The 20,160-nt window shown below is 67.0% G+C and carries 18 protein-coding genes; 4 read left to right on the top strand and 14 right to left on the bottom strand.

The features are described from left to right. Nucleotide 1: 1 nt before the first annotated feature. Genes topA through gltX form a run of 6 tightly spaced genes read right to left on the bottom strand, consistent with a single transcriptional unit; the run spans nt 2 to nt 8,237 of the window. Nucleotides 2-2,734, bottom strand: a complete 2,733-nt coding sequence (topA, locus tag CFR78_RS07175; RefSeq protein WP_110581060.1) for a type I DNA topoisomerase — start codon at nt 2,732-2,734, stop codon at nt 2-4. Between the two features lie 45 nt (nt 2,735-2,779). Continuing rightward, the gene (dprA, locus tag CFR78_RS07170) at nt 2,780-3,952 is read right to left on the bottom strand and encodes a DNA-processing protein DprA (RefSeq protein ID WP_034928592.1); all 1,173 of its coding nucleotides are present in this window, start codon (nt 3,950-3,952) and stop codon (nt 2,780-2,782) included. Beyond that, on the bottom strand, nt 3,949-4,587 hold the full coding sequence (gene plsY / locus CFR78_RS07165) for a glycerol-3-phosphate 1-O-acyltransferase PlsY (RefSeq protein ID WP_007399929.1): 639 nt from the start codon (nt 4,585-4,587) through the stop codon (nt 3,949-3,951). The genes dprA and plsY overlap by 4 nt, the downstream gene beginning before the upstream one ends. After that, nucleotides 4,584-5,879 carry a dihydroorotase gene (locus tag CFR78_RS07160; RefSeq protein WP_034928595.1) on the bottom strand — a complete coding sequence of 432 codons (1,296 nt, stop codon included), beginning with the start codon at nt 5,877-5,879 and terminating at the stop codon, nt 4,584-4,586. The genes plsY and CFR78_RS07160 overlap by 4 nt, the downstream gene beginning before the upstream one ends. Then, complete coding sequence (locus CFR78_RS07155) at nt 5,876-6,838, bottom strand: aspartate carbamoyltransferase catalytic subunit (RefSeq protein ID WP_110581059.1); 963 nt, start codon at nt 6,836-6,838, stop codon at nt 5,876-5,878. The genes CFR78_RS07160 and CFR78_RS07155 overlap by 4 nt, the downstream gene beginning before the upstream one ends. Beyond that, nucleotides 6,831-8,237: a glutamate--tRNA ligase gene (gene gltX / locus CFR78_RS07150; RefSeq protein ID WP_034928600.1), complete on the bottom strand. Its 1,407-nt coding sequence runs from the start codon at nt 8,235-8,237 to the stop codon at nt 6,831-6,833. Before gltX ends, CFR78_RS07155 begins: the two co-directional genes overlap by 8 nt. Before the next feature lie 188 nt (nt 8,238-8,425). Between gltX and CFR78_RS07145 the strand changes: the two genes are divergently transcribed. Further along, nucleotides 8,426-10,552: a ComEC/Rec2 family competence protein gene (locus tag CFR78_RS07145; protein ID WP_110581058.1), complete on the top strand. Its 2,127-nt coding sequence runs from the start codon at nt 8,426-8,428 to the stop codon at nt 10,550-10,552. 3 nt (nt 10,553-10,555) lie between these two features. Here the strand turns inward: CFR78_RS07145 and nth are convergent, their stop codons facing one another. Continuing rightward, nucleotides 10,556-11,254, bottom strand: coding sequence for an endonuclease III (nth, locus tag CFR78_RS07140; protein WP_034928607.1), 699 nt, complete (start codon nt 11,252-11,254; stop codon nt 10,556-10,558). Between the two features lie 183 nt (nt 11,255-11,437). Here nth and CFR78_RS07135 point away from each other — a divergent pair, with 183 nt between their 5' ends. Continuing rightward, nucleotides 11,438-13,222, top strand: a complete 1,785-nt coding sequence (locus tag CFR78_RS07135; protein ID WP_034928610.1) for an ABC transporter ATP-binding protein — start codon at nt 11,438-11,440, stop codon at nt 13,220-13,222. A 110-nt stretch (nt 13,223-13,332) separates the two neighbouring features. Here CFR78_RS07135 and CFR78_RS07130 read toward each other — a convergent pair whose 3' ends face one another. From CFR78_RS07130 to hisB, 7 genes are read right to left on the bottom strand one after another with little or no spacing between them, the layout of a single operon-like run. Further along, nucleotides 13,333-13,710 (bottom strand): histidine triad nucleotide-binding protein, encoded by a 378-nt coding sequence (locus CFR78_RS07130; protein WP_034928612.1) that lies wholly within the window; start codon nt 13,708-13,710, stop codon nt 13,333-13,335. Between the two features lie 27 nt (nt 13,711-13,737). Then, the gene (locus CFR78_RS07125; protein WP_007399937.1) at nt 13,738-14,148 is read right to left on the bottom strand and encodes a phosphoribosyl-ATP diphosphatase; all 411 of its coding nucleotides are present in this window, start codon (nt 14,146-14,148) and stop codon (nt 13,738-13,740) included. Between the two features lie 31 nt (nt 14,149-14,179). After that, the gene (gene hisF, locus CFR78_RS07120) at nt 14,180-14,941 is read right to left on the bottom strand and encodes an imidazole glycerol phosphate synthase subunit HisF (RefSeq protein ID WP_034928617.1); all 762 of its coding nucleotides are present in this window, start codon (nt 14,939-14,941) and stop codon (nt 14,180-14,182) included. After that, entirely contained in the window at nt 14,941-16,293 is a 1,353-nt protein-coding gene (gene hisA / locus CFR78_RS07115) for a 1-(5-phosphoribosyl)-5-[(5-phosphoribosylamino)methylideneamino]imidazole-4-carboxamide isomerase (RefSeq protein WP_034928620.1), read from the bottom strand. The genes hisF and hisA overlap by 1 nt, the downstream gene beginning before the upstream one ends. Further along, the gene (gene hisH / locus CFR78_RS07110; protein WP_007399940.1) at nt 16,290-16,964 is read right to left on the bottom strand and encodes an imidazole glycerol phosphate synthase subunit HisH; all 675 of its coding nucleotides are present in this window, start codon (nt 16,962-16,964) and stop codon (nt 16,290-16,292) included. Before hisH ends, hisA begins: the two co-directional genes overlap by 4 nt. Nucleotides 16,965-16,972: 8 nt before the next feature. Continuing rightward, on the bottom strand, nt 16,973-17,353 hold the full coding sequence (locus CFR78_RS07105) for a hypothetical protein (RefSeq protein ID WP_034928623.1): 381 nt from the start codon (nt 17,351-17,353) through the stop codon (nt 16,973-16,975). Further along, a complete protein-coding gene (gene hisB / locus CFR78_RS07100; RefSeq protein ID WP_007399942.1) occupies nt 17,350-17,946 on the bottom strand; it encodes an imidazoleglycerol-phosphate dehydratase HisB in 597 nt (198 codons plus the stop codon). The genes CFR78_RS07105 and hisB overlap by 4 nt, the downstream gene beginning before the upstream one ends. Before the next feature lie 184 nt (nt 17,947-18,130). Here hisB and CFR78_RS07095 point away from each other — a divergent pair, with 184 nt between their 5' ends. After that, nucleotides 18,131-18,721 carry a nitroreductase family protein gene (locus CFR78_RS07095; RefSeq protein WP_034928666.1) on the top strand — a complete coding sequence of 197 codons (591 nt, stop codon included), beginning with the start codon at nt 18,131-18,133 and terminating at the stop codon, nt 18,719-18,721. A 39-nt stretch (nt 18,722-18,760) separates the two neighbouring features. After that, nucleotides 18,761-19,951 carry a 5-demethoxyubiquinol-8 5-hydroxylase UbiM gene (ubiM, locus tag CFR78_RS07090; protein ID WP_034928626.1) on the top strand — a complete coding sequence of 397 codons (1,191 nt, stop codon included), beginning with the start codon at nt 18,761-18,763 and terminating at the stop codon, nt 19,949-19,951. Nucleotides 19,952-20,160 lie beyond the last annotated feature (209 nt).

The following is a 20,160-nucleotide window of genomic DNA, read 5'->3' as shown; positions in this document are numbered from 1 at the left end:
GTCAGTCGGTCTCGCTCTCGGTCTTGGCCGGGGTGGCCTTCTTGCGTGTCGTGGTCTTGCGCGTGGTGGTCTTGGCCGCGGTCTTGCTGGCAACCTTGCGGGGGGTGGCCTTTTTCTTGGGCGCGGCCTCCGCCCCCTCGGCATCCCCGGTCGCGTCCGCCGTCCTGGCCTTTGTTTTACGGGCGGCGGGCTTGCGGGTGGTCGTGGCCTTCTTGCCCTTGGCCTTGAGCGGCTTGCCCTTCTCGGCCAGCAGCGTCAGGGCTTCGTCCATGGTCACATCCGCCATGTCCTGCCCGCGCGGCACGGTAGCCACGATGGACCCATGCTGCACATAGGGGCCAAAGCGGCCCTTGCGCACCATGACCGGCTCGCCATCCTTGGGGTGGGGACCGATGGTGCGGATGGAGGCCAGCTTCTTGGCCAGCGCATCCACCGCGCGGTTCAGCCCCACGGTCAGGACATCGTCATCCTTGTCCAGCGAGCCATAGACCGCGCCCATCTTCACATACGGCCCGAAGCGGCCGAGTCCCGCCTCGATCGGCTCACCCAGTTCGGGGTGGATGCCCACGATGCGCGGCAGCGACAGCAGGCCCACCGCCTGTTCCAGCGTGATCTTGTCCCCATCCAGCCCGCGCGGGATGGTGGCGCGTTTCGGCTTGGCCTTCTTGTCCTCGGGGTCGGGTTCACCCTGCTGCACGTACAGCCCCCACGGGCCACGGCGCACGGTCACTTCCTCGCCCGTGGGGGCGGTGCCCAGCACGCGCATGCCGTCCTTCAGGGTGGCGGCATCCTCGCCTTCCCTGGGGTCCACCACCAGCTTGCGGGTGAACTGGCAGGTCGGGTAGTTGGAGCAGCCGATGAACGCGCCGTAACGCCCCAGCTTCAGCCCCAGCCGCCCGGTGCCGCAGGCGGTGCACACGCGCGGGTCCTGCCCGTCCTCACGCTCGGGGAAGAAGTAGGGGGCCAGATCCGCGTCCAGTGCGGTGATGACGTCGGATATCTTGAGATCCTTGGTCTGGTCCACCGCGTGCGAGAAATCGGACCAGAAGGCGGACATGACATCGCGCCAGTTGGCGCGGCCGCCCGATATGTCATCAAGCTGTTCCTCCAGCCCCGCCGTGAACTGGGTATCGACATAGCGCTCGAAGAAGGAGGTGAGGAAGGCCGTGACCAGCCGCCCCCGGTCCTCGGGCACGAAGCGCCGGTTTTCCAGCTGCACGTAATTGCGGTCACGCAGCACGGTCAGGATGGAGGCGTAGGTGGAGGGACGGCCAATGCCGATCTCTTCCATCTTCTTGACCAGCGACGCTTCGGAATAGCGCGGCGGCGGCTGGGTGAAGTGCTGGTCCGCCGTGACCTCACCACGGCCAATGGCGTCGCGCTCGCTCATGGGTGGCAGCATGCGGTCCTGGTCATCGTCACCCTTGGCGGGCGAATCGTCACGGCCTTCGCTGTACAGGCGCAGGAAGCCGTCGAAGGCAATGATGGAACCGGTGGCGCGCAGCGTCACACGCTGCTGGCGGTCGGTAATGTCCACCGCCACCTGATCCAGCTCGGCGGACTGCATCTGGCTGGCGACCGAGCGCTTCCAGATCAGGTCATACAGCTTCTTCTGCTCGGGCGAGAGATAGCGCGCCATGTCGGCCGGCGTGCGGCGCACGTCGGTCGGGCGGATGGCTTCATGCGCTTCCTGCGCGTTCTTGGCCTTGGTGGAATAGATGCGCGCCTTCTCCGGCACGTATTCAGGCCCGAAGCTGTGGCCGATATGGCCACGGATGGCACCAATGGCCTCGCCCGCCATCTGCACGCCATCGGTTCGCATATAGGTGATCAGGCCGACCGTCTCGCCACCGATATCGATGTCTTCATACAGCTGCTGGGCCGTGCGCATGGCCACCTGCGCCCCCATGCCCAGCTTGCGAGAGGCTTCCTGCTGCATGGTGGATGTGGTGAAGGGCGGCGGCGGGTTGCGGCGGACCTTGCGGCGCTCGACCTTTTCAACGCTGTAATCGCCTGCTTCCACCGCCGCCTTCGCGGCCATGGCGCGGGCTTCATCCCCCAGGTCGAACTGTTCGAGCTTGTGCCCGTCAAGATGGGTCAGCCGCGCCGAGAAGGCCGCGCCCCCGGGCGTGGTCATGCGCGCGATGATCGACCAGTATTCACGCGGCCTGAACACCTCGATCTCGGCTTCGCGCTCGCAGATCAGCCGCAGGGCCACGGACTGCACGCGCCCCGCACTGCGCGATCCGGGCAGCTTGCGCCACAGCACGGGTGAAAGCGTGAAGCCCACCAGATAATCCAGCGCGCGGCGGGCCAGATAGGCCTCGATCAGCGGAAAATCGAGTTCACGCGGGTGGGCCATCGCGGTCTTGATGGCGCTCTTGGTAATTTCGTTGAACGTGACGCGCTGCACGTCGATGCCCTTGAGGAGGTTCTTTTCCTCCAGCATCGAGCGCACATGCCACGAGATGGCTTCCCCCTCACGGTCGGGGTCAGTGGCAAGGTAGAGATGCTTGGCCCCGCGCAGCGCCTTGGCAATGGCCGCGATCTGGCGGCTGCCGCGCTCGTCGGCTTCCCATTTCATGGCAAAGCCTTCGTCGGGCAGCACGCTGCCATCCTTGGGCGGCAGGTCGCGTACGTGCCCGAACGAGGCAAGAACCGTGTAGTTGTCACCCAGATACTTATTGATCGTTTTCGCCTTGGCTGGCGATTCGACCACCACGACGTCAGTCATTCTGTCTCCGGATCACGATTCTCAAACCTTGCTCGTTTCCTGCGCTCAGGCGGGGGGTGGACGCCGCACGACCATGTCCCCCGCAAGGAACTCGACCGTGCCCGCAATTTCCATTTCCGACAGGGCGGTCAGGACTGCTGCTGTCGAGAACTGGCAGCGCCGTACGAGATCGTCAACAGGCGATGGTGTGAAAGATAGAAAACCTTCTATCATTTCATGCAGGTCTCCCTCCCCCTGGACGGGCGGGCAGGGGCCGGGCGCGGGGACTGCCCGCAGCACCGTTCCCGCCCGTTCCCGCTGCGGAACGGCAGGGTTGCGGACAGGGGGGAAACGGCCGGGAAAGAGGCCGGTTTCCTCCGTCGTTTCAGGGAGTTCGCGCAGGATGTCGCGTTCATTTTCCGTCAGTACCGCGCCCTGCCGCAGCAGGTCGTTGCTGCCGTGGCTGCGCGGGTCCAGCGGGGAGCCGGGCACGGCGAAAATGGTCCGGTCATAGTCCAGCGCCATGCGCGCGGTAATCAGGCTGCCCGAACGCAGTGCTGCCTCGATCACCACGCAGCCCAGCCCCAGGCCGGCGATCAGCCGGTTGCGGCGCGGGAAATGCCGGGCCTGCGGCACGGTGCCCAGCGGTGCCTCGGTCACGACGGCCCCGGTGCCGGCGATCCGGGCCTGAAGGTCCGCGTGTTCGGGCGGATAGGGGCAGTCCAGCCCACCCGCGATGGCCGCCACCGTCCGGCCCGCCGTCATGGCGCCGCGATGGGCCGCGGCATCGATCCCGCGCGCCAGCCCCGATACGGTGTCAACGCCCTGTGCCGCCAGCAGTGCGGACAGGCTTTCCGCCATGCGGATTCCGCCGGCCGATGCGTTGCGTCCCCCCACGATTCCCACCATCCGGGCCGAGAGCAGGGCCGGATCGCCCAGTACGGCCAGCACGGGTGGCGCATCATGCAGGGCCGCCAGTAGCGGTGGATAGCCCGGCTGGCCATGCACCACGAACTGCCCGCCCATGGCGTGCAGGCGGTCGATTTCACGCAGGGCGTCATCACGGGTGCCGGGCTGGCCCATGTTGCGGCCGGGGCTTGCGCCGCGTTCCAGCAGGGCAAGGGCCGCCTGTACGCTGCCATGCGTGCGCACAAGGCGGTGGTAGCTGACCGGGCCGATGCCGTCCGTCCGGGCCAGCCGCAGGCAGGCCAGCAGCGTTGCGGCATCGGGCGCGGTCATGCGCTTTTCTGGCCGATCCTGGGTTCGGTGCCCCGGAGGATGCGGGTGATGTTGGCATGATGGCGGCACAGGATCATCACCGCGATCAGGCAGCCCGCCAGATAGGCGGGCGAAGAGAAGTCAACCCGCCCCGGCCGGATCATGAGCAGCGGCAGTGCCGCAAAGGCCACGATGGCCCCCGCCGATGAAATGCGCGTGACCCTGGCAAAGATCAGCCACAGCGCGCAGCAGCACAGCCCCACGCCGGGCATGAGCGCCAGCACGCAGCCCAGGCCCGTGGCCACACCCTTGCCGCCCCTGAATTTGAGCCATACCGGAAAGCAGTGCCCCGCCACGGCAAAGATCGCGGCCAGCGATTCGGCGGCCAGGGTGTGGAACGGGCACAGCACGAAGGCGCAGAACACGGCAAACGCGCCCTTGGTGCCATCCAGCGCCAGCGTGCCCGCCGCCAGTCCCTTGCGCCCGGTGCGCAGCACATTGGTGGCCCCGATATTGCCCGAGCCGATCTTGCGGATGTCCCCCCCGCCCGAAAGCGCGGTCAGCACCAGCCCGAAGGGGATGCTGCCAATCAGGTAGGACAGGAACGCCACCCCGGCCATAAGCGGCAGGTCATAGGTCGGTATGCCGTATATCATGCGGCCTGTGCCCCGAACACGCGGCGGCCCTTCTTCCATGTGCCCATCACGCGGCCTTCCAGCGCACGGCCGTCAAACGGGGTGTTCTGCGCCTTGCCCGGCAGGTCGCCCGCGCGCACGATCCAGCCGGTATCGGGGTTGAACAGGCACAGATCGGCCGGTGCCCCGACCGCCAGCGTGCCCGCGCTGCTGCCCAGCACGCTGGCCGGGCGGTGGGTAAGCAGCGCGATGGCAGCCCCCATGTCCAGATTGCCCGCATGCACCTGCGCCAGCGTTACCGCCAGCAGGGTGCACAGCCCGGTGCCGCCCGCCGCCGCCACGGCAAAGGGCTGGCGCTTGTCATCGGCATCGCAGGGCATGTGGTCCGACGCGATGGCGTCGATCGTACCATCGGCCAGCCCCGCGCAGACGGCCCGGCGGTCCGCTTCCGCGCGCAGGGGTGGGGAGAGCTTGGCATAGGTGCGGAAATCACCGATCACGGTCTCGTTCAGGTCGAAATAGGGCGGTGCCGTATCGCATGTCACCCGCAGGCCGTCGGCCTTGGCGCGCCGGATCAGGTCCAGCCCCTCGGCGGTGGAGACATGGCCGAAATGCAGCCGCCCCCCCGTCATGCGCGCAAGACGCAGGTCACGCGCGATCAGGATGGCTTCGGCCGCCGCCGGAATGCCCGGCAGGCCCAGACGGGTGGCCAGTTCGCCATCGGTCGCGCATCCCCCCCGCGCCAGCGAGGGGTCCTCGGGGTGCTGGACGATCAGCGCGCCGAAGCCCCTGGCATAGGTCAGCATCTGGCGCATGGTGCGGCTGTCGGCAATGGCATGGGGACCATCGGTAAAGGCAATGGCGCCCGCTTCGGCCAGCAGGCCGATTTCCGCCATTTCCGTGCCCGCGCACCCACGGGTCAGGGCACCATAGGGCAGGATGTCGATCAGGCCCGTTTCCTCGCCACGCGCGCGCAGCAGGCGGGCCAGGGCGGGGTTGTCTATGGTGGGGCTGGTATTGGGCAGCACGGCAATGGTGGTGATGCCACCGGCCACGGCAGCCTTTGCCGCGGACAGCACCGTCTCGCGGTATTCAAAGCCGGGCTCGCCAATCGTGACCCGCATGTCCACCAGGCCGGGGCACAGCACAAGCTGGCCGCCGCCATCAATCACTTCCGCCCCTTCGGGTGCGCCTTCGGCCTGTGGCAGGTCGGTGCCGGCAATCACCCCGCCCTGCACCAGCAGGCGGCCGGGGCGGTCCAGGCCACTGGCGGGGTCGATCAGGCGGCTGTTTTCAAACAGGACCGGCTTCATGCGCCTTCTCCCCCGCGTGCAAGGGTATCCAGCACGGCCATGCGCACGGCCACCCCCATTTCCACCTGTTCACGGATTACGCTCTGGTCGGAATCGGCAACGCGGCTGTCAATTTCCACGCCCCGGTTCATCGGGCCGGGATGCATGACCAGCGCATGCGGCTTCGCCAGCGCAAGGCGCCTGCTGTCCAGTCCGTAGAAGCGGAAATACTCGCGCGCGCTGGGCACCTGCGTGCCCTTCATGCGTTCACGCTGCACGCGCAGCATCATGACCACATCCACCCCGCGCAGCCCGTCTTCCATGGTGTGGTGAATGCTGACCCCCAGCGCCCCGATGGCGCCGGGCACCAGTGTCGGCGGCCCCACCACGCGCACCTGGCAGCCCATGGCGGTCAGCAGGTGGATGTTGGAGCGCGCCACGCGGCTGTGGCTCACATCGCCGCATATGGCCACCGTCAGCCCCTCGAACGTGCCGAAGTGGCGGCGGATGGTCAGGGCGTCCAGCAGGGCCTGGGTCGGGTGTTCATGCGTGCCGTCGCCCGCGTTGACCACGCTGGCCTGCACCTTCTGCGCCAGCAGGGCGGGGGCGCCGGACTGCGCATGGCGCACGACCAGCAGGTCGGTATGCATGGCGTTGAGCGTTGCCGCCGTATCGAGCAGCGTCTCACCCTTGTTGACCGAGGAACTGGCGACACTCATGTTCACCACGTCCGCCCCCAGCCGCTTGCCCGCCAGTTCGAACGAGGTGCGGGTGCGCGTGCTGTCCTCGAAGAACAGGTTGATCAGCGTGCGCCCGCGCAGCAGGTCGCGCGGTGTCTTGCGGGAGCGGTTGAGCAGGGCATAGTGCTCCGCAAGGTCCAGCAGCGGCGTGATGCGGCTTGGGTGCATGCCCTGCACCCCCAGCAGGTGCCGTGCCGGGGTATTCACGAACACGTTGCTGCCATGGCCGCGCTCATTCATGGGCGGCAACCGCGTTGATGCGGGCCAGTACCGCGTCGCGGCCAAGGGCGACCAGCGTGTCGTCTATGCCGGGCGACATGGTGCTGCCGGTTACCGCCGCGCGCAGCGGCTGGGCAACCTTGCCAAGCTTCATCTCATGCGTCTCGGCAAACTGGCGCAGGGTGGCGTCTATGCCTTCCTTCGTAAACGGCCCGGTCGCCTTCAGCGCTTCGGCCAGCCTGCCCAGCATCACCCGGTTTTCCGGCGTGAGCTGCTTTTCGGCCTTCGGGTCGAAGGCGAGTGGCAGGGAACGGCCAAGGAAGGCGGCGTTATCCGCCAGTTCCACCAGCGTCTTGGCGCGTTCCTTCAGGCCGGGCATCAGCGCCAGCACCTTTGCGCGCGTGGTATCCGATGTATCCACGCCGTCCATTTTCGCAAGGCGTTCCATCACGTCATTGGTCAGGCGCGTGTCATCGGCCTGGCGCAGCCACACACCGTTGATGTGCAGCAGCTTGGCGTAATCCATGCGCGAGGGGGAACGGCCCACGCCATCAAGGTCGAACAGCCTGATCTGCTCCTCGCGCGACAGGATCTCGGCATCGCCATGGCCCCAGCCCAACCGCAGCAGGTAGTTGTTCAGCGCTTCGGGCAGGTAGCCCATGTCACGGAATTCAACGACCGACTGCGCCCCGTGCCGCTTGGACAGCTTGGCGCCATCCGGCCCGTGGATCAGCGGCAGGTGGGCGAAATGCGGCAGGTCCCAGCCCATGGCGCGGTAGATCATGGCCTGGCGGAAGGTGTTGGTCAGGTGGTCATCACCACGGATGACGTGGGTGATGTCCATGTCATGGTCATCCACCACGACCGCAAGCTGGTAGACCGGCGTGCCGTCGGCGCGCAGGATGATCATGTCATCCAGTTCCGCATTGGCCACGCGCACGTCGCCCTGCACCAGGTCATGGATGGTGGTCTCACCCTCACGCGGGGCCTTGATGCGGATGGTGTAGGGGGTGTTGGGCGGCGCTTCGGCGGGGTCGCGGTCGCGCCACATGCCGTTGTAGCGGGGGGGACGGCCCTCGGCCATCGCCTTCTCGCGCATTTCCTTCAGTTCATCGGCCGTGCAGTAGCAGCGATAGGCCAGTCCCTTTTCCAGCAGTTCGTGCGCCACCTCGGTATGGCGGGCCTGCCGGGTGGACTGGAAGACCGGCTTCTCATCGGGTTCGATGCCCATCCAGGCCAGACCGTCAAACAGCACGTCGACCGCTTTCTGGGTCGACCGCTCACGGTCTGTATCCTCGATGCGGAGCAGGAACTGCCCGCCATGGTGGCGGGCATAGAGGAAATTGAAAAGGGCGGCACGGGCGTTGCCGATATGCAGCAGGCCGGTGGGGCTGGGTGCGAAACGCGTACGGACTGTCATGAGCCGGCTCCTTAGCATGTTTTCGCCCTGCTGACAGGGGGCTGTCTGGCGTGCGGGCCATCTCGGCCGGTAGGATGGGCATTATGGCCACGCGCGGGGCGCATGCCCGGCACCGGCCCGCATGAATTATTACGGAGGTCCCTCCCTCGCGCCAGCATATCCCCCTTCTCCACGCAGCATTCCTGCGCATGGGCCAGACGGTGGCGGCATGGCTGTGGGGGCAGCATGCCCGCTTCATCGTCTGGCTGCCCGTGCTGCTGGCCGCCGGTATCGCCCTGTATTTCGCCCTGCCGTGGGAGCCGGGTGGCACATGGGCCTTCGGCATGGGCATGCTTGTGGTGGCGTCCGTCACGGGCAGGCTGCTGTGGGGGGCGCGCCTGCCCGTGCGCATGGGGTGTGGCGTGGTGGGGGCGTGTGCTGCGGGGCTGCTGGTGGCATGGGGGCAGGCGCATCGCATGCCACCCTTTCCCGATCTGCCCCGCCGGGCCGTGCATCTGTCCGGGCGCGTGACGGGGGTGGACGGGCAGACGCTGCGTGACGGGACGCGGGTGTCGCGCGTGGGGCTGGCCGATGTGCGGTTTCTGGACGGCATCAATATCGGCATGCGGCCCCTGCGCCGCCAGATCATGCTGCGCCTGCGGCCCGATGACCCGGCCGTGCCCGTTGCGGGGGATACGCTTTCAGCCCGGGTCCTGCTTGCGCCACCCGCCTTTCCGGCCATGCCGGGCGGGTATGATGCCCAGCGGCGTGCGTGGTTTGGCGGGCTGGCGGGTTATGGCCGCGCGCTGGAGCGCGTGACATCCGCGCATCCGCGCGGCCCGTCGGGCATGGCGGCGTGGTTTCGCACCCTGCGGCAGGGGCTGGCGCAGCGAATCCGCACGGCGCTGCCCGGCCCGCGCGGCACGATTGCCGCGACCGTGCTGACAGGGGAGGATGGGGTGATTGACGCGGAGACACGCGAAGCCTTCGCCGATGCGGGGCTGGCCCATCTGCTGGCGGTGGCGGGGCTGCATCTTGCCATCGTGATGGGGCTGGTCATGGCGGTGGTGCGCATGGGGCTGGCGCTGTCCGAGCACGCGGCGCTGTTCTGGCCGTGCCGACAGATTGCCGGCGTGGCCGCGCTGCTGGCGGGTGGCGGGTATGTGGTACTGACGGGCGCGCACCTGCCCGCACAGCGCAGCCTGATCATGGCGGGGCTGGCGGTTGTGGCGCTGCTTGCGGGCAGGCGGCCGCTGTCCATCCGCGCGCTGGCGGTGGCGGCGGCCGTGCTGATGGTGCTGGCCCCCGAAGAGGTGGCTGAACTGCCACTTCAGATGTCGATGGCCGCGGTCATGGCGCTGGTTGCCGGATTCGATGCCCTGCGCCCCGTCCTGTCCGCGTGGGGGCATGACGTGATGTGGATGCGGCGGGTGGGCGCGCGCATGGGCCGCCCCCTGCTGGCCAGCGTGCTGGCGGGCAGCGCGTGCCTGCCGGTGGGCATGGCGCATTTCGGCACGGTGCAGCCATGGTTCGTGCTGGCCAACCTGCTGGCCGTGCCGCTCATGTCGGTCTGGATCATGCCGTGGGGGCTGGTCTCGCTGCTGCTCATGCCGCTGGGGGCGGAAAAGCTGGCGCTGGCGCCCATGGGCTGGGGCATTGGCGTGGTGGCGTGGCTTGCGCATCTGGTGGCGGGACTGCCGGTGGCGCGCGTCAGTGTGCCCGCCATGGGCGGTGGCGGGCTGGTGCTGTTCTTTGCCGGGCTGTGCTGGCTGTGCCTGTGGGTGGGGCGGGCCAGGCTGCTGGGTGCGCTGCCGGTTGTGCTGGCCGTGCTGTCACCATGGGTGGGCAGGATGCCGGTCGTGCTGGTGGCACCCGATGCGCGCATGGTCGGGGTGGTGACGGGGGGGCAGGTACTGACCGGGCCGGGCACGCATCCCGATCCCTTCGTACTGCGGGAATGGCAGCGGGTGACCGGTCTGCGCGCGGGGCTGCTGCCCGTGGAGGGCCGGCAGGGCAGGGTGGCGTGCCGGAACGGGATATGCCGTGTTGCGGGGCAGGGGGGCGATATCGTGCTGCTGCTGGCCGCACGCATGCCCGATGCGGCGCTGTGCCTCGGGGCACGGGTGGTGGTGAACCTGCACGGGCAGGCGGGCTGTCCCGGCGTGGGGCGGGTCGGGCGCTTCGACCTGTGGCGCGAAGGGGCCTATGCCCTCTATTTCCGTGGCGGAGACGGGCTGGAGATGCGTACCGACCGCGCCACCCGTGGCGCGCGGCCATGGGTCATGCGGCCCGGTGGGTCGGGCATGCCCGACCTGCCACTGGCGCAGGCGGAATAGCACTCAGTCTGCGGGGGCTCCGGCGCGGATGTCGGCTTTCAGGCGGTACTGGCAGGGATCGAAGGCGGGGCAGCGCCAGCATTCGGGCCTGCGGGCCTTGCAGACATAGCGCCCGTGCAGGATCAGCCAGTGATGGGCGGGGCGCAGCATGTCGGCGGGAATGCGGCGGACAAGCTGGTCCTCCACCGCGCGCACGCTGGCCCCCGGCGCCAGCCCCGTGCGGTTGCCGATGCGGAAGATGTGGGTGTCGACCGCCATGGTGCTGTCGCCAAAGGCCACGTTCATCACCACATTCGCCGTCTTGCGCCCGACACCGGGCAGGGATTCCAGGGCCGCGCGGTCATAGGGTACCCTGCCATCAAAACGCTCCAGCAACTGGCGTGACAGGGATACGACATTGTGCGCCTTGGTCCGCCACAGTCCGATGGTGCGGATATGCTCGCCCACCTTTTCCTCCCCCAGTTCCACCATGGCCTTCGGGGTGGGGGCATCACGGAACAGCCCCACCGTCGCCCTGTTGACCGAGGCATCGGTCGCCTGCGCGGACAGCACCACGGCCACAAGCAGGGTGTAGTCATCGACAAAGTCGAGTTCGCTCCGCGCATCGGGGTTGGCGGCGGCAAGCTGGGTGATGAAGGTGCGGACTTCCGCCAGTGTCATGGCGCGGCGGGCGGGTTTTGCGGGGCGTTCGGGGGTTTTCATCGGCTACCTTGTGCGGGTGGATCGCGGGGTATTGTGCGGCGTTGGGGTGATGCATGTAAATGACCGCGAAAGGTCATCGGCCTTGCATGCGGGGCGGGCGGCGGCTAGTCGTTCCAGCCCCCGCCCGCGCTTCCACCTGTTGTGGCGGGCTGCGTGGCTTTCCTGCATCATGGCGCGTTGGCAATGGCATCCTTCTTTTCCCGCCCGGCATCGGGGCGACATGAATTTTCCGCCGTGCTGGGGTTTGTCTGGCGGCGCTGGCGTGCCCAGCCCGCCTTCCTGGCCTGGACACTGGCCGGGATTGCCATGGCCACGGTGGCGGATGTGATGATGCCGCTGCTGGCGGGCTGGCTGGTGGATGATGTCTCCCACCCCGCCACGACCGCCACCGCGCACCGTGCCCTGTGGGATGTGACCGGGCTGACGGTGCTGGGCATGGGGGGAATCCTGGCCCGGCGCACGGCCTATGTCGCCATTTCCCACCTGACATCGCGCGTCATGACCGGCATCGTGACCGGGGCATTTGCCCGTGTGCAGCGTTTTTCCAGCGAATGGCACGCCAGCAACTTCGCCGGTTCCACCGTGCGGCGGATCACGCGCGGCATGGGGGCGGTGGATACGCTGGGGGATACCGTGCTGCTGATGCTGGTGCCGGAGGTGATCGTGCTGTGCGCCACCACCGGGGTGCTGGCGTTCCACTGGGCGCTGATGGGGCTGGTGCTGGCCGTGGGGGCGGTGGCGCTGGTCTGGCTGTCGGTGGTGCTGACGCTGCGTTACGTGGCGCCGTCCGCCCGGCTGGCCAATCTGTGGGATACCCGCATGGGGGCCACCCTGTCGGACGCGGTGACGTGCAACGCCGTGGTCAAGGCCAGCGGGGCGGAAGCGCGCGAGGATGCGCGGCTGGCATGGGTGGCGGGACGGTGGCGCCAGCGCACGGTACGGTCATGGCTGCGCGGCACCAACAGCGCCAACCTGCAGAATTTCGCAGCCCTGCTCATGCGCATGATGCTGATAGCGGGCGTGGCCCTGCTGTGGCTGAAGGGCCGCGCGGGACCGGGCGATGTGGCCTATGTGCTGACGATGATGTTCGTGATCCAGGGCTACCTGCGTGATATCGGCCAGCAGATCTCGGTCGTGCAGCGTTCGGTCAACGAGATGGAGGAACTGGTCAGCCTGTTCCGTATGCAGCCCACCGTGGCCGACCGGCCCGGGGCAGGCGCGCTGCGCGTGACACGGGGCCACATCCGCTTCGCGCATGTATGTTTTGGCTACGAACACCAGCACGGGCGCGTGCTGTTTGATGACCTGAACCTGGATATCGCACCCGGCAGCAGGGTGGCCCTTGTCGGCCCCTCGGGTTCGGGCAAGACCACGCTCACCCGCCTGCTGCAGCGGCTGTATGATGTGCAGGCGGGATGTATCACCATTGATGACACCGACATCACAACGGTCACGCAGGCCAGCCTGCGCGGGCAGATTGCCATCGTGCCGCAGGAGCCGCTGCTGTTCCACCGCTCGCTGGCGGAAAACATTGCCTATGCCCGCCCTGACGCCACACCTGCGGAAATCGCGCACGCCGCACGCCAGGCCAATGCGGCGGACTTCATAGACCGCCTGCCGCGTGGCTATGCCACCATGGTGGGGGAGCGCGGGGTCAAGCTGTCCGGTGGGGAGCGGCAGCGCATCGCCATTGCGCGGGCATTCCTGAGCCACGCGCGCATCGTGATCATGGACGAGGCGACATCCAGCCTCGATTCCCGTTCCGAAATGCTGGTGCAGGAGGCCATGGAGCGGCTGATGGCGGGGCGGACCGTGCTGGTCATCGCCCACCGGCTTTCCACCGTCATGGGGCTGGACCGCATCATCGTGTTCCGCCATGGCCGGGTGTGCGAGGACGGCCCCCATGCAGCACTCATGGCGCGCGAAGGGGGGCTGTATCGCGGGCTGTTTGAACTCCAGTCCCTGTAAAAAGAGTTTTTGGTCAAGCTTTTTGCAAAAAGCTTGATAAAAAAATGTCGCCTTTTTGAAAAAAGGCGGCACCCAAAAACTTTATATTTCTTTCAGTGAAGTTGGATAGTTCAACCCGGCAGCATGGCGCCAAGGGCACGGCCGCCAAACAGGTGCACATGGAAATGCGGCACTTCCTGCCCGCCTTCGGCCCCGGTGTTGGAGACAAGCCGGTAACCGGGCGCCTCCAGCCCCAGGTCACGCGCAACCGTGCCCACGGCGCGGATGAAGCCCGTAATTTCCGCCTCACTTGCCTTCGCGCTGAAATCGGCAAAGGAGACATAGGCCCCCTTCGGGATCACCAGCACATGCACCGGCGCCTTGGGGGCGATGTCATGGAAGGCGAGGGCGTATTCATCCTCGTACACTTTCCTGCACGGCAGTTCACCGCGCAGGATACGGGCGAAGATGTTCTGCGGGTCATATGGACCAATGCCGCTTACGGCCATGAGGGTCTCCTGTCGGCTAATAGGGGTTCAGGCCAGCGGGTCGCGCGGGCGGGATGCTTTTTCGGCAACCCCGCTGGTGCCTTCGCGTCGCAGCAGTTCGGCCCAGACTTCGGCGGGTTTCACGCCCGCGTCCACCCACATCACGATCAGGTGGTACAGCACGTCGGCACTTTCACTGACCAGTTCGTCACGATTGCCCGCGACGGCCTCGATCAGGCATTCAACCGCTTCCTCACCGAATTTCTGCGCGATCTTGCGCCGACCGCGGGCCAGCAGGCGGGCGGAATGGCTGATGGCGGGGTCGGTGCCGCGCCGTGATTCCACAACCTCGAACAGCCGGTCCAGCACATCGGGGGTGGCGGGCCCAACGGCTTCGGGCTTCGGGGGGGCGGCGGACTTGGCCGGGGCGTTCTTGCGGGATTTTTCTGTCTTGGCCATGACGATGCTCCGATAGGCTGGAATAAGGGGATCAGTCCGTCTGCCGGACGGGCAGGCCGGCCGATGCCAGCGCCTGCTTGACCTGTGGAATGGTGAACTGGCCGAAATGGAACACGCTTGCGGCCAGCAGGCCGGTCGCCCCCGCCCGCGCGCCTTCGACAAAATGCGCCAGTTCGCCCACCCCGCCCGAGGCCACGATGGGAATGCGCACCGCCGCATTGGCCGCGCGCAGCAGGTCAAGGTCAAATCCCTTGCCCGTGCCGTCGCGGTCCATGCTGGTCAGCAGGATCTCGCCCGCACCCCGTTCGGCCACTTCCCGGCACCAGTCCACCACATTGCGCCCGGTGGGGGTGCGGCCGCCATGGGTATAGACTTCCCACCCGCCATGGCCGTCGCTGCGGGCATCAATGGCCACGACCACGCACTGGCTGCCGAATTTCTGTGCGGCCTCGCTGACCAGTTCGGGACGCGAGACGGCGGCGGAGTTCATGGCGCATTTATCGGCCCCCGCCAGCAGCAGGCGGCGCATGTCATCGGTGGCGCGCACGCCGCCGCCCACCGTAAGCGGCAGGAAGATGCGTTCCGCCGTGCGGCTGACCACATCCAGTATGGTGTCACGGTTCTCGTTGCTGGCGGTGATGTCGAGGAAGGTCAGCTCATCCGCCCCCGCCGCGTCATATACGGCCGCCTGTTCCACCGGGTCACCCGCATCGCGCAGCGAGACGAAGTTCACACCCTTGACCACCCGGCCATTCTTTACATCCAGGCAGGGAATGACGCGCAGCTTCAGCATCAGCTTAAGGCCCGCAGGGCATCGCCCAGGTTGATGCGTCCGTCATACAGCGCGCGGCCCACGATCACGCCCTCGATGCCCGGTGCCTGTGCCGTCGCCGCCCGCAGGGCTTCCAGATGGCCAAGATTGCCCACGCCACCGCTGGCAATGACCGGGATGGACAGGGCATTGGCCATGTCCGATGTCTGCTCGATATCGATGCCGGTCAGCATGCCGTCGCGGCTGATCTCGGTAAAGATGACGGCGGCCACACCGGCATCCTGCATGCGCAGGCCCAGTTCCACGGCCTTCATCTCCGATGTCTCGGCCCAGCCTTCGGTTGCGACCTGGCCGCTGCGGGCATCGATACCCGCCACGATCCGGCCGGGGAACAGGCGGCAGGCTTCACGCACCAGTTCGGGGTTCTTGACCGCGATGGACCCCAGGATGACCCGGCTGATCCCGGCATTGAGCCATTTGCCGATGCTTTCCAGATCCCGCAGCCCACCGCCCAGCTGCACGGGTACAGAGGCATTGGCGATGATCGCCTCGATCGCCTCGGTATTGGCGGAGCGGCCGGCGAAGGCGCCGTTCAGGTCCACGACATGCAGCCATGAACATCCGGCATCGATCCATGCCCGCGCCTGTGCGCCGGGGTCATCGGAATAGACGGTGGCATTGTCCATCTCGCCCCGGCGCAGGCGCACGCAGCTGCCGTCCTTGAGGTCGATGGCGGGATAGAGTGTCAGGCTGTGTCCGGTCACGGGGGCATGTCCTGCTGCAGGGATGGGGGTTGCGGCATCCTGCGGGTGGGCGGGGACGATCCGCTCGTCCGCCTGCAGGCGCTTGGTAAAGAACAGGCCGCGCACGGTACGGCCGTCCATGCGGGCATAGCTGGGGTGGGTGCCCCAGTGGTGGAACCCGCTGCTGCGGAACAGCCGCACGGCTTCCGCCTGGGTTTCACGCACATCAAGGTTGATGATCTGGTAGCCCATGCTGCGCGCGCAGCTTTCGACTTCGGTCAGCAGCAGCCGGCCCAGCCCCATGCCACGGGCATAGGGGGCGATGTAGAAGTGCATGAGGGTTGCACTCATCGCCTGCGCCTCGTTATTGCGCGGCGGGCGGACAAGCTGGGCGGAGCCGACGATCATGTCGTCAAGGCGGGCCACGAACATCTGGCGTTCGGGCACCAGCAGCACGCCACGGAAGTAGCGCTCCAGCGTCTCACGCGGGGGCGGGGCCAGCCAGCCAAAGCCGCCGCCTTCCAGGATGGCGGCATTGGTCGCGTCACACAGGGCATGCAGGTCGTCTTCATGCATGTCCTGCAGGCGTTCGGCCTGAAGGGTGCCGGCAGGGGCGGCGGTCCGTGTCATGACGGGCCGCCCGGCATGGGGGTCCAGCGCAGGAAGTTGGACAGGATGCGCAGGCCCACCTTCTGGCTTTTTTCCACATGGAACTGCGTGCCCGCGCGGTTGCCGCGCGCCACGATGGCGGGCACCGTGCCACCGTAATCGGTCGTGGCCACCATGTCCGCCGGGTCATAGCCCCGCAGGGCAAAGGAATGGACGAAATAGCCGTGGGCATCCGCTTCCAGCCCGTCGGTCAGCGGATGGGCGCCCGGGGTGAAGGCCAGTTCGTTCCAGCCCATCTGGGGCAGGCGCAGGTTCGGGGCGTCCATCAGCGCGATCTCGCCCGCGATCCAGCCAAAACCGGGGGTCACGCCATGTTCACGCCCGCGCTCGGCCATAAGCTGCATGCCCACGCAGATGCCAAGGAAGGGCGTGCCGGCATCGGTTGCCGCCACGATTGCATCACGCAGGCCGGGCCGGGCCGCAAGCCCCGCGGCACAGTCGGCAAAGGCACCCTGTCCGGGCAGGACGATGCGGTCGGCATCACGCACCGCCTGCGGGTCCGCCGTTATGGTGACGGTGGCGGCAAGGCCGCAATCCTGCGCCGCGCGGGTCAGGGCGCGGGCGGCGGAGGCCAGGTTGCCGCCATTATAGTCGATCACCACAATGGATTGCGTAAGGGAAGGCGCGGGCATGGGATGCCTCATGATACGGAAGGAAGGGAACGGGCGCGGTTCTGCTCCATCCAGCGCAGCAGGGCGGCCTGCGGCCCTGTGGCGTAAACGCCGCGTGCGGGCCGGTAGCCGCGCAGCCGCAGTTCCCATTGCCGCAGTTCCGCGGCATTCAGCGCAAGGAACAGATGGCCCCCGGCCAGCAGCGGCAGGGCCAGGGTAAGCGGCAGGAACTGGCGCAGCAGGATAAACCCGCCGCCCGCCACGAACCCGCTGATGATACAGCCCCGCAGCACAAGCCCCAGCCACCCGGCCACCAGCACCAGCCACGACAGGCGGCACGCCACCATGACCGGACGGGCATCAGGGCCGTCCGCCTGATCGGGGGGCAGCAGGGCGCTGTAGAAGGTCACAGGCTGCCCTTGGTGGACGGGATGATGCCCCCCGCGCGCGGGTCGGGCTCGCTGGCGGTGCGCAGGGCGCGGGCCAGTGCCTTGAAGCCGGCTTCGGCTATGTGGTGGCAGTTATGGCCCGCGCGCTGGATCACATGCAGGGTGACAAGGGCGCTCATGGCAAAGGCACGGAAGAATTCCTCGAACAGTTCCGTATCCATTTCCCCGATCTTGTCACGCCCGAAGGTGACCGACCATGCCAGGAAGGGGCGGCCTGAAATATCGACCACGGCTTCACACAGCGCCTCGTCCAGCGGTACGGTGGCGCTGCCGTAGCGGCGGATGCCCCGCTTGTCGCCAATGGCCTGCGCGAAGGCCTTGCCCAGGGCGATGCCGGTATCTTCCACCGTGTGGTGGTAGTCGATATGCAGGTCGCCCTTTGCCGTGACCTCCAGGTCGCACATGCTGTGGCGGCCAAGGGCGGTCAGCATATGGTCGAAAAAACCGATGCCGGTATCGATGCGGGTCTGGCCCGTGCCATCAAGGTTGATGGTGACGGTAATGTCGGTCTCGCTGGTGGCGCGGTGGACCGTGGCTGTGCGCGGGGTATTCATGTCCCCCCTTCTACAGAAGCCGGAAGCCGGAATCCATACCGATCCCGCGTGCCGGTTCCGCGCAGGGCAGGGGGGATATTGGCAGGGCGGGGCATCTGCTGCATGGTGGCGCGTCATGGCGGCCGCCGTGCAGGCGCCGACTGCCAGCGGGCTGCCGCCACAACCGTATCAAGGGCACGACCACATGCCATCGCTCGATCTTCTCCTGTCGCGCTTTTCAACCGATGCGCTGGCCGAACCCGCGCCGCAGGGCGCCGTGCTGGACACCATCCTGTCCACCGCCATGCGCGCGCCTGATCATGGCAGGCTGCGGCCGTGGCGTTATGTCATCGTGCAGGGTGACGCCAGGCCCGCGCTGGCCGGGCGTATCGTCGCCAGTATGAAGCGGCTTGACCCGGACGTGGCCCCCGCCAAGATCGAAAAGCGCCAGACCCGTTTTTCCACCATGCCCATGATCATCGTGCTGGGCATGCACCTGCGCCCCGGGGACAAGATTCCCCTGATCGAGCAGGAACTGGCCGTGGGGGCAGCGGCCATGAACATCCTCAACGCCCTGCATGCCACGGGTTTTGGTGGGGTATGGGTCAGCGGTGATGTGGCCTACGATCCGGAACTTGCCGCCGAACTGGGCTTTCCCGCACCGCATGGGCTTGCGGGGTTCCTGTTTGTCGGCACGCCCCGGCCCGGTGCCCGCGGCCCCACGCGCCGGGCCGTGGATGACTATGTAGCCGAATGGACGGGCACGCCCGTGCGGTTTGGCGCGGATGACGCATAACCCGTTGCAGACCATGATGCGGACAGGAGCAGTCAGGCCATGACATATCATGATGTGACCATAATGGGCGGCGGCCCGACCGGCCTTGCCGCCGCCCTGTCGCTGGAGGCCCTGGGCCTGAGCGTTGCCGTTCTGGAACGTGCGGGCGCGCCCGCCTGGGCAGAGCCGGCCTTTGACGGGCGCGAAATCGCGCTGACGCATCATTCGGTTTCCGTGCTCAAGGCGCTGGGGGCGTGGGAGCATATTCCACAGGTGGCCATTTCCCCCCTGCGGCAGGCACGGGTTGAAACCGGCCGTCGCAATCATCCCCTTACGTTTGATACACAGGGGCGCGGTGTTGATGCACTGGGCTATCTGGTTTCCAACCACTGTATTCGGCGTGGCCTGTATCTTGCCGCCAGCAACCGCCCCAATATCCGCCTGCTGGGTGGCACCGTCACCCGCCATATCCGGCGGATAGGCGAGGACATGACGGTGGTGCATACCGGTGGTGAGATCCGGTCCCGCCTTGCCATAGGGGCGGATGGGCGGTTTTCCCAGTTGCGGCGGATGCAGCGTATTGGCGCGGTGATGCACGATTTCAGGCGGTCCATGCTGGTCTGCCGCATGGCGCATGACCTGCCGCATCACCATGTGGCGACGCAGTGGTTTGATGAAGGGCAGACCGTGGCGCTGCTGCCTGTCAATGGCGGTGCATCTTCCGTTGTCCTGACATTGCCACCCGACCAGATCGAGCGCCTGCGCACGCTGGACCGGGATGCCTTCAATGCCGAAATCATGGAACGGGTCGGTAATCGGCTGGGCAATATGCGGCTGGTCAGCACCCGGCACAGTTATCCGCTCCGGGCCGTTTACGCCCATCGTTTCGTGGCGCCGGGCTTCGCCTTGCTGGGGGATGCGGCCGTGGGCATGCATCCCATCACGGCCCATGGGTTCAATCTGGGGCTGAAAGGGCAGGAGTCACTGGCGCAGGAAGTGGCAGCCGGTCTGGCGCGCGGTGAGCAGCCCGGCAGCCTGGCCACGCTAAGGCGTTTTGAGCGGCGGCATCGGCTGGCCACGGCCCCCCTGTTTGCCGCCACCAACGGAATCGCCACGGTCTATACCCGTGACGAGCCAGCCTTCAGGGTCCTGCGCCAGGCCGGGCTGCGCGTGGCCGATGCACTGGCGCCATTCAAATCCATGGTGACGGAGATGCTGATGGACCGAGAGGGGCAGCATAGGCCGGGATAATGGTGCGATCCTGGCCCGGTGCGCGTGCCGATTCTGTTGTGCTGGCGTGCGTATCCTTGTGTAAGTGATTCTGTTTGTTGGCGGTTTTCCGGTCTTTTTGATTTTTTCCCGAGATATTTTTCCTTTTAGGTGCATTTTCTGATTGACGGTTTTGGGGGTGGGACCTATATCCGCACTCACCGGCGGCGCTGAGGGAAACTTCTTGAGGT

Source organism: Komagataeibacter rhaeticus (assembly GCF_003207855.1).
Classification (GTDB): Bacteria; Pseudomonadota; Alphaproteobacteria; order Acetobacterales; family Acetobacteraceae; genus Komagataeibacter; species Komagataeibacter rhaeticus.
This window is presented reverse-complemented; position numbering and strand designations above follow the sequence as displayed.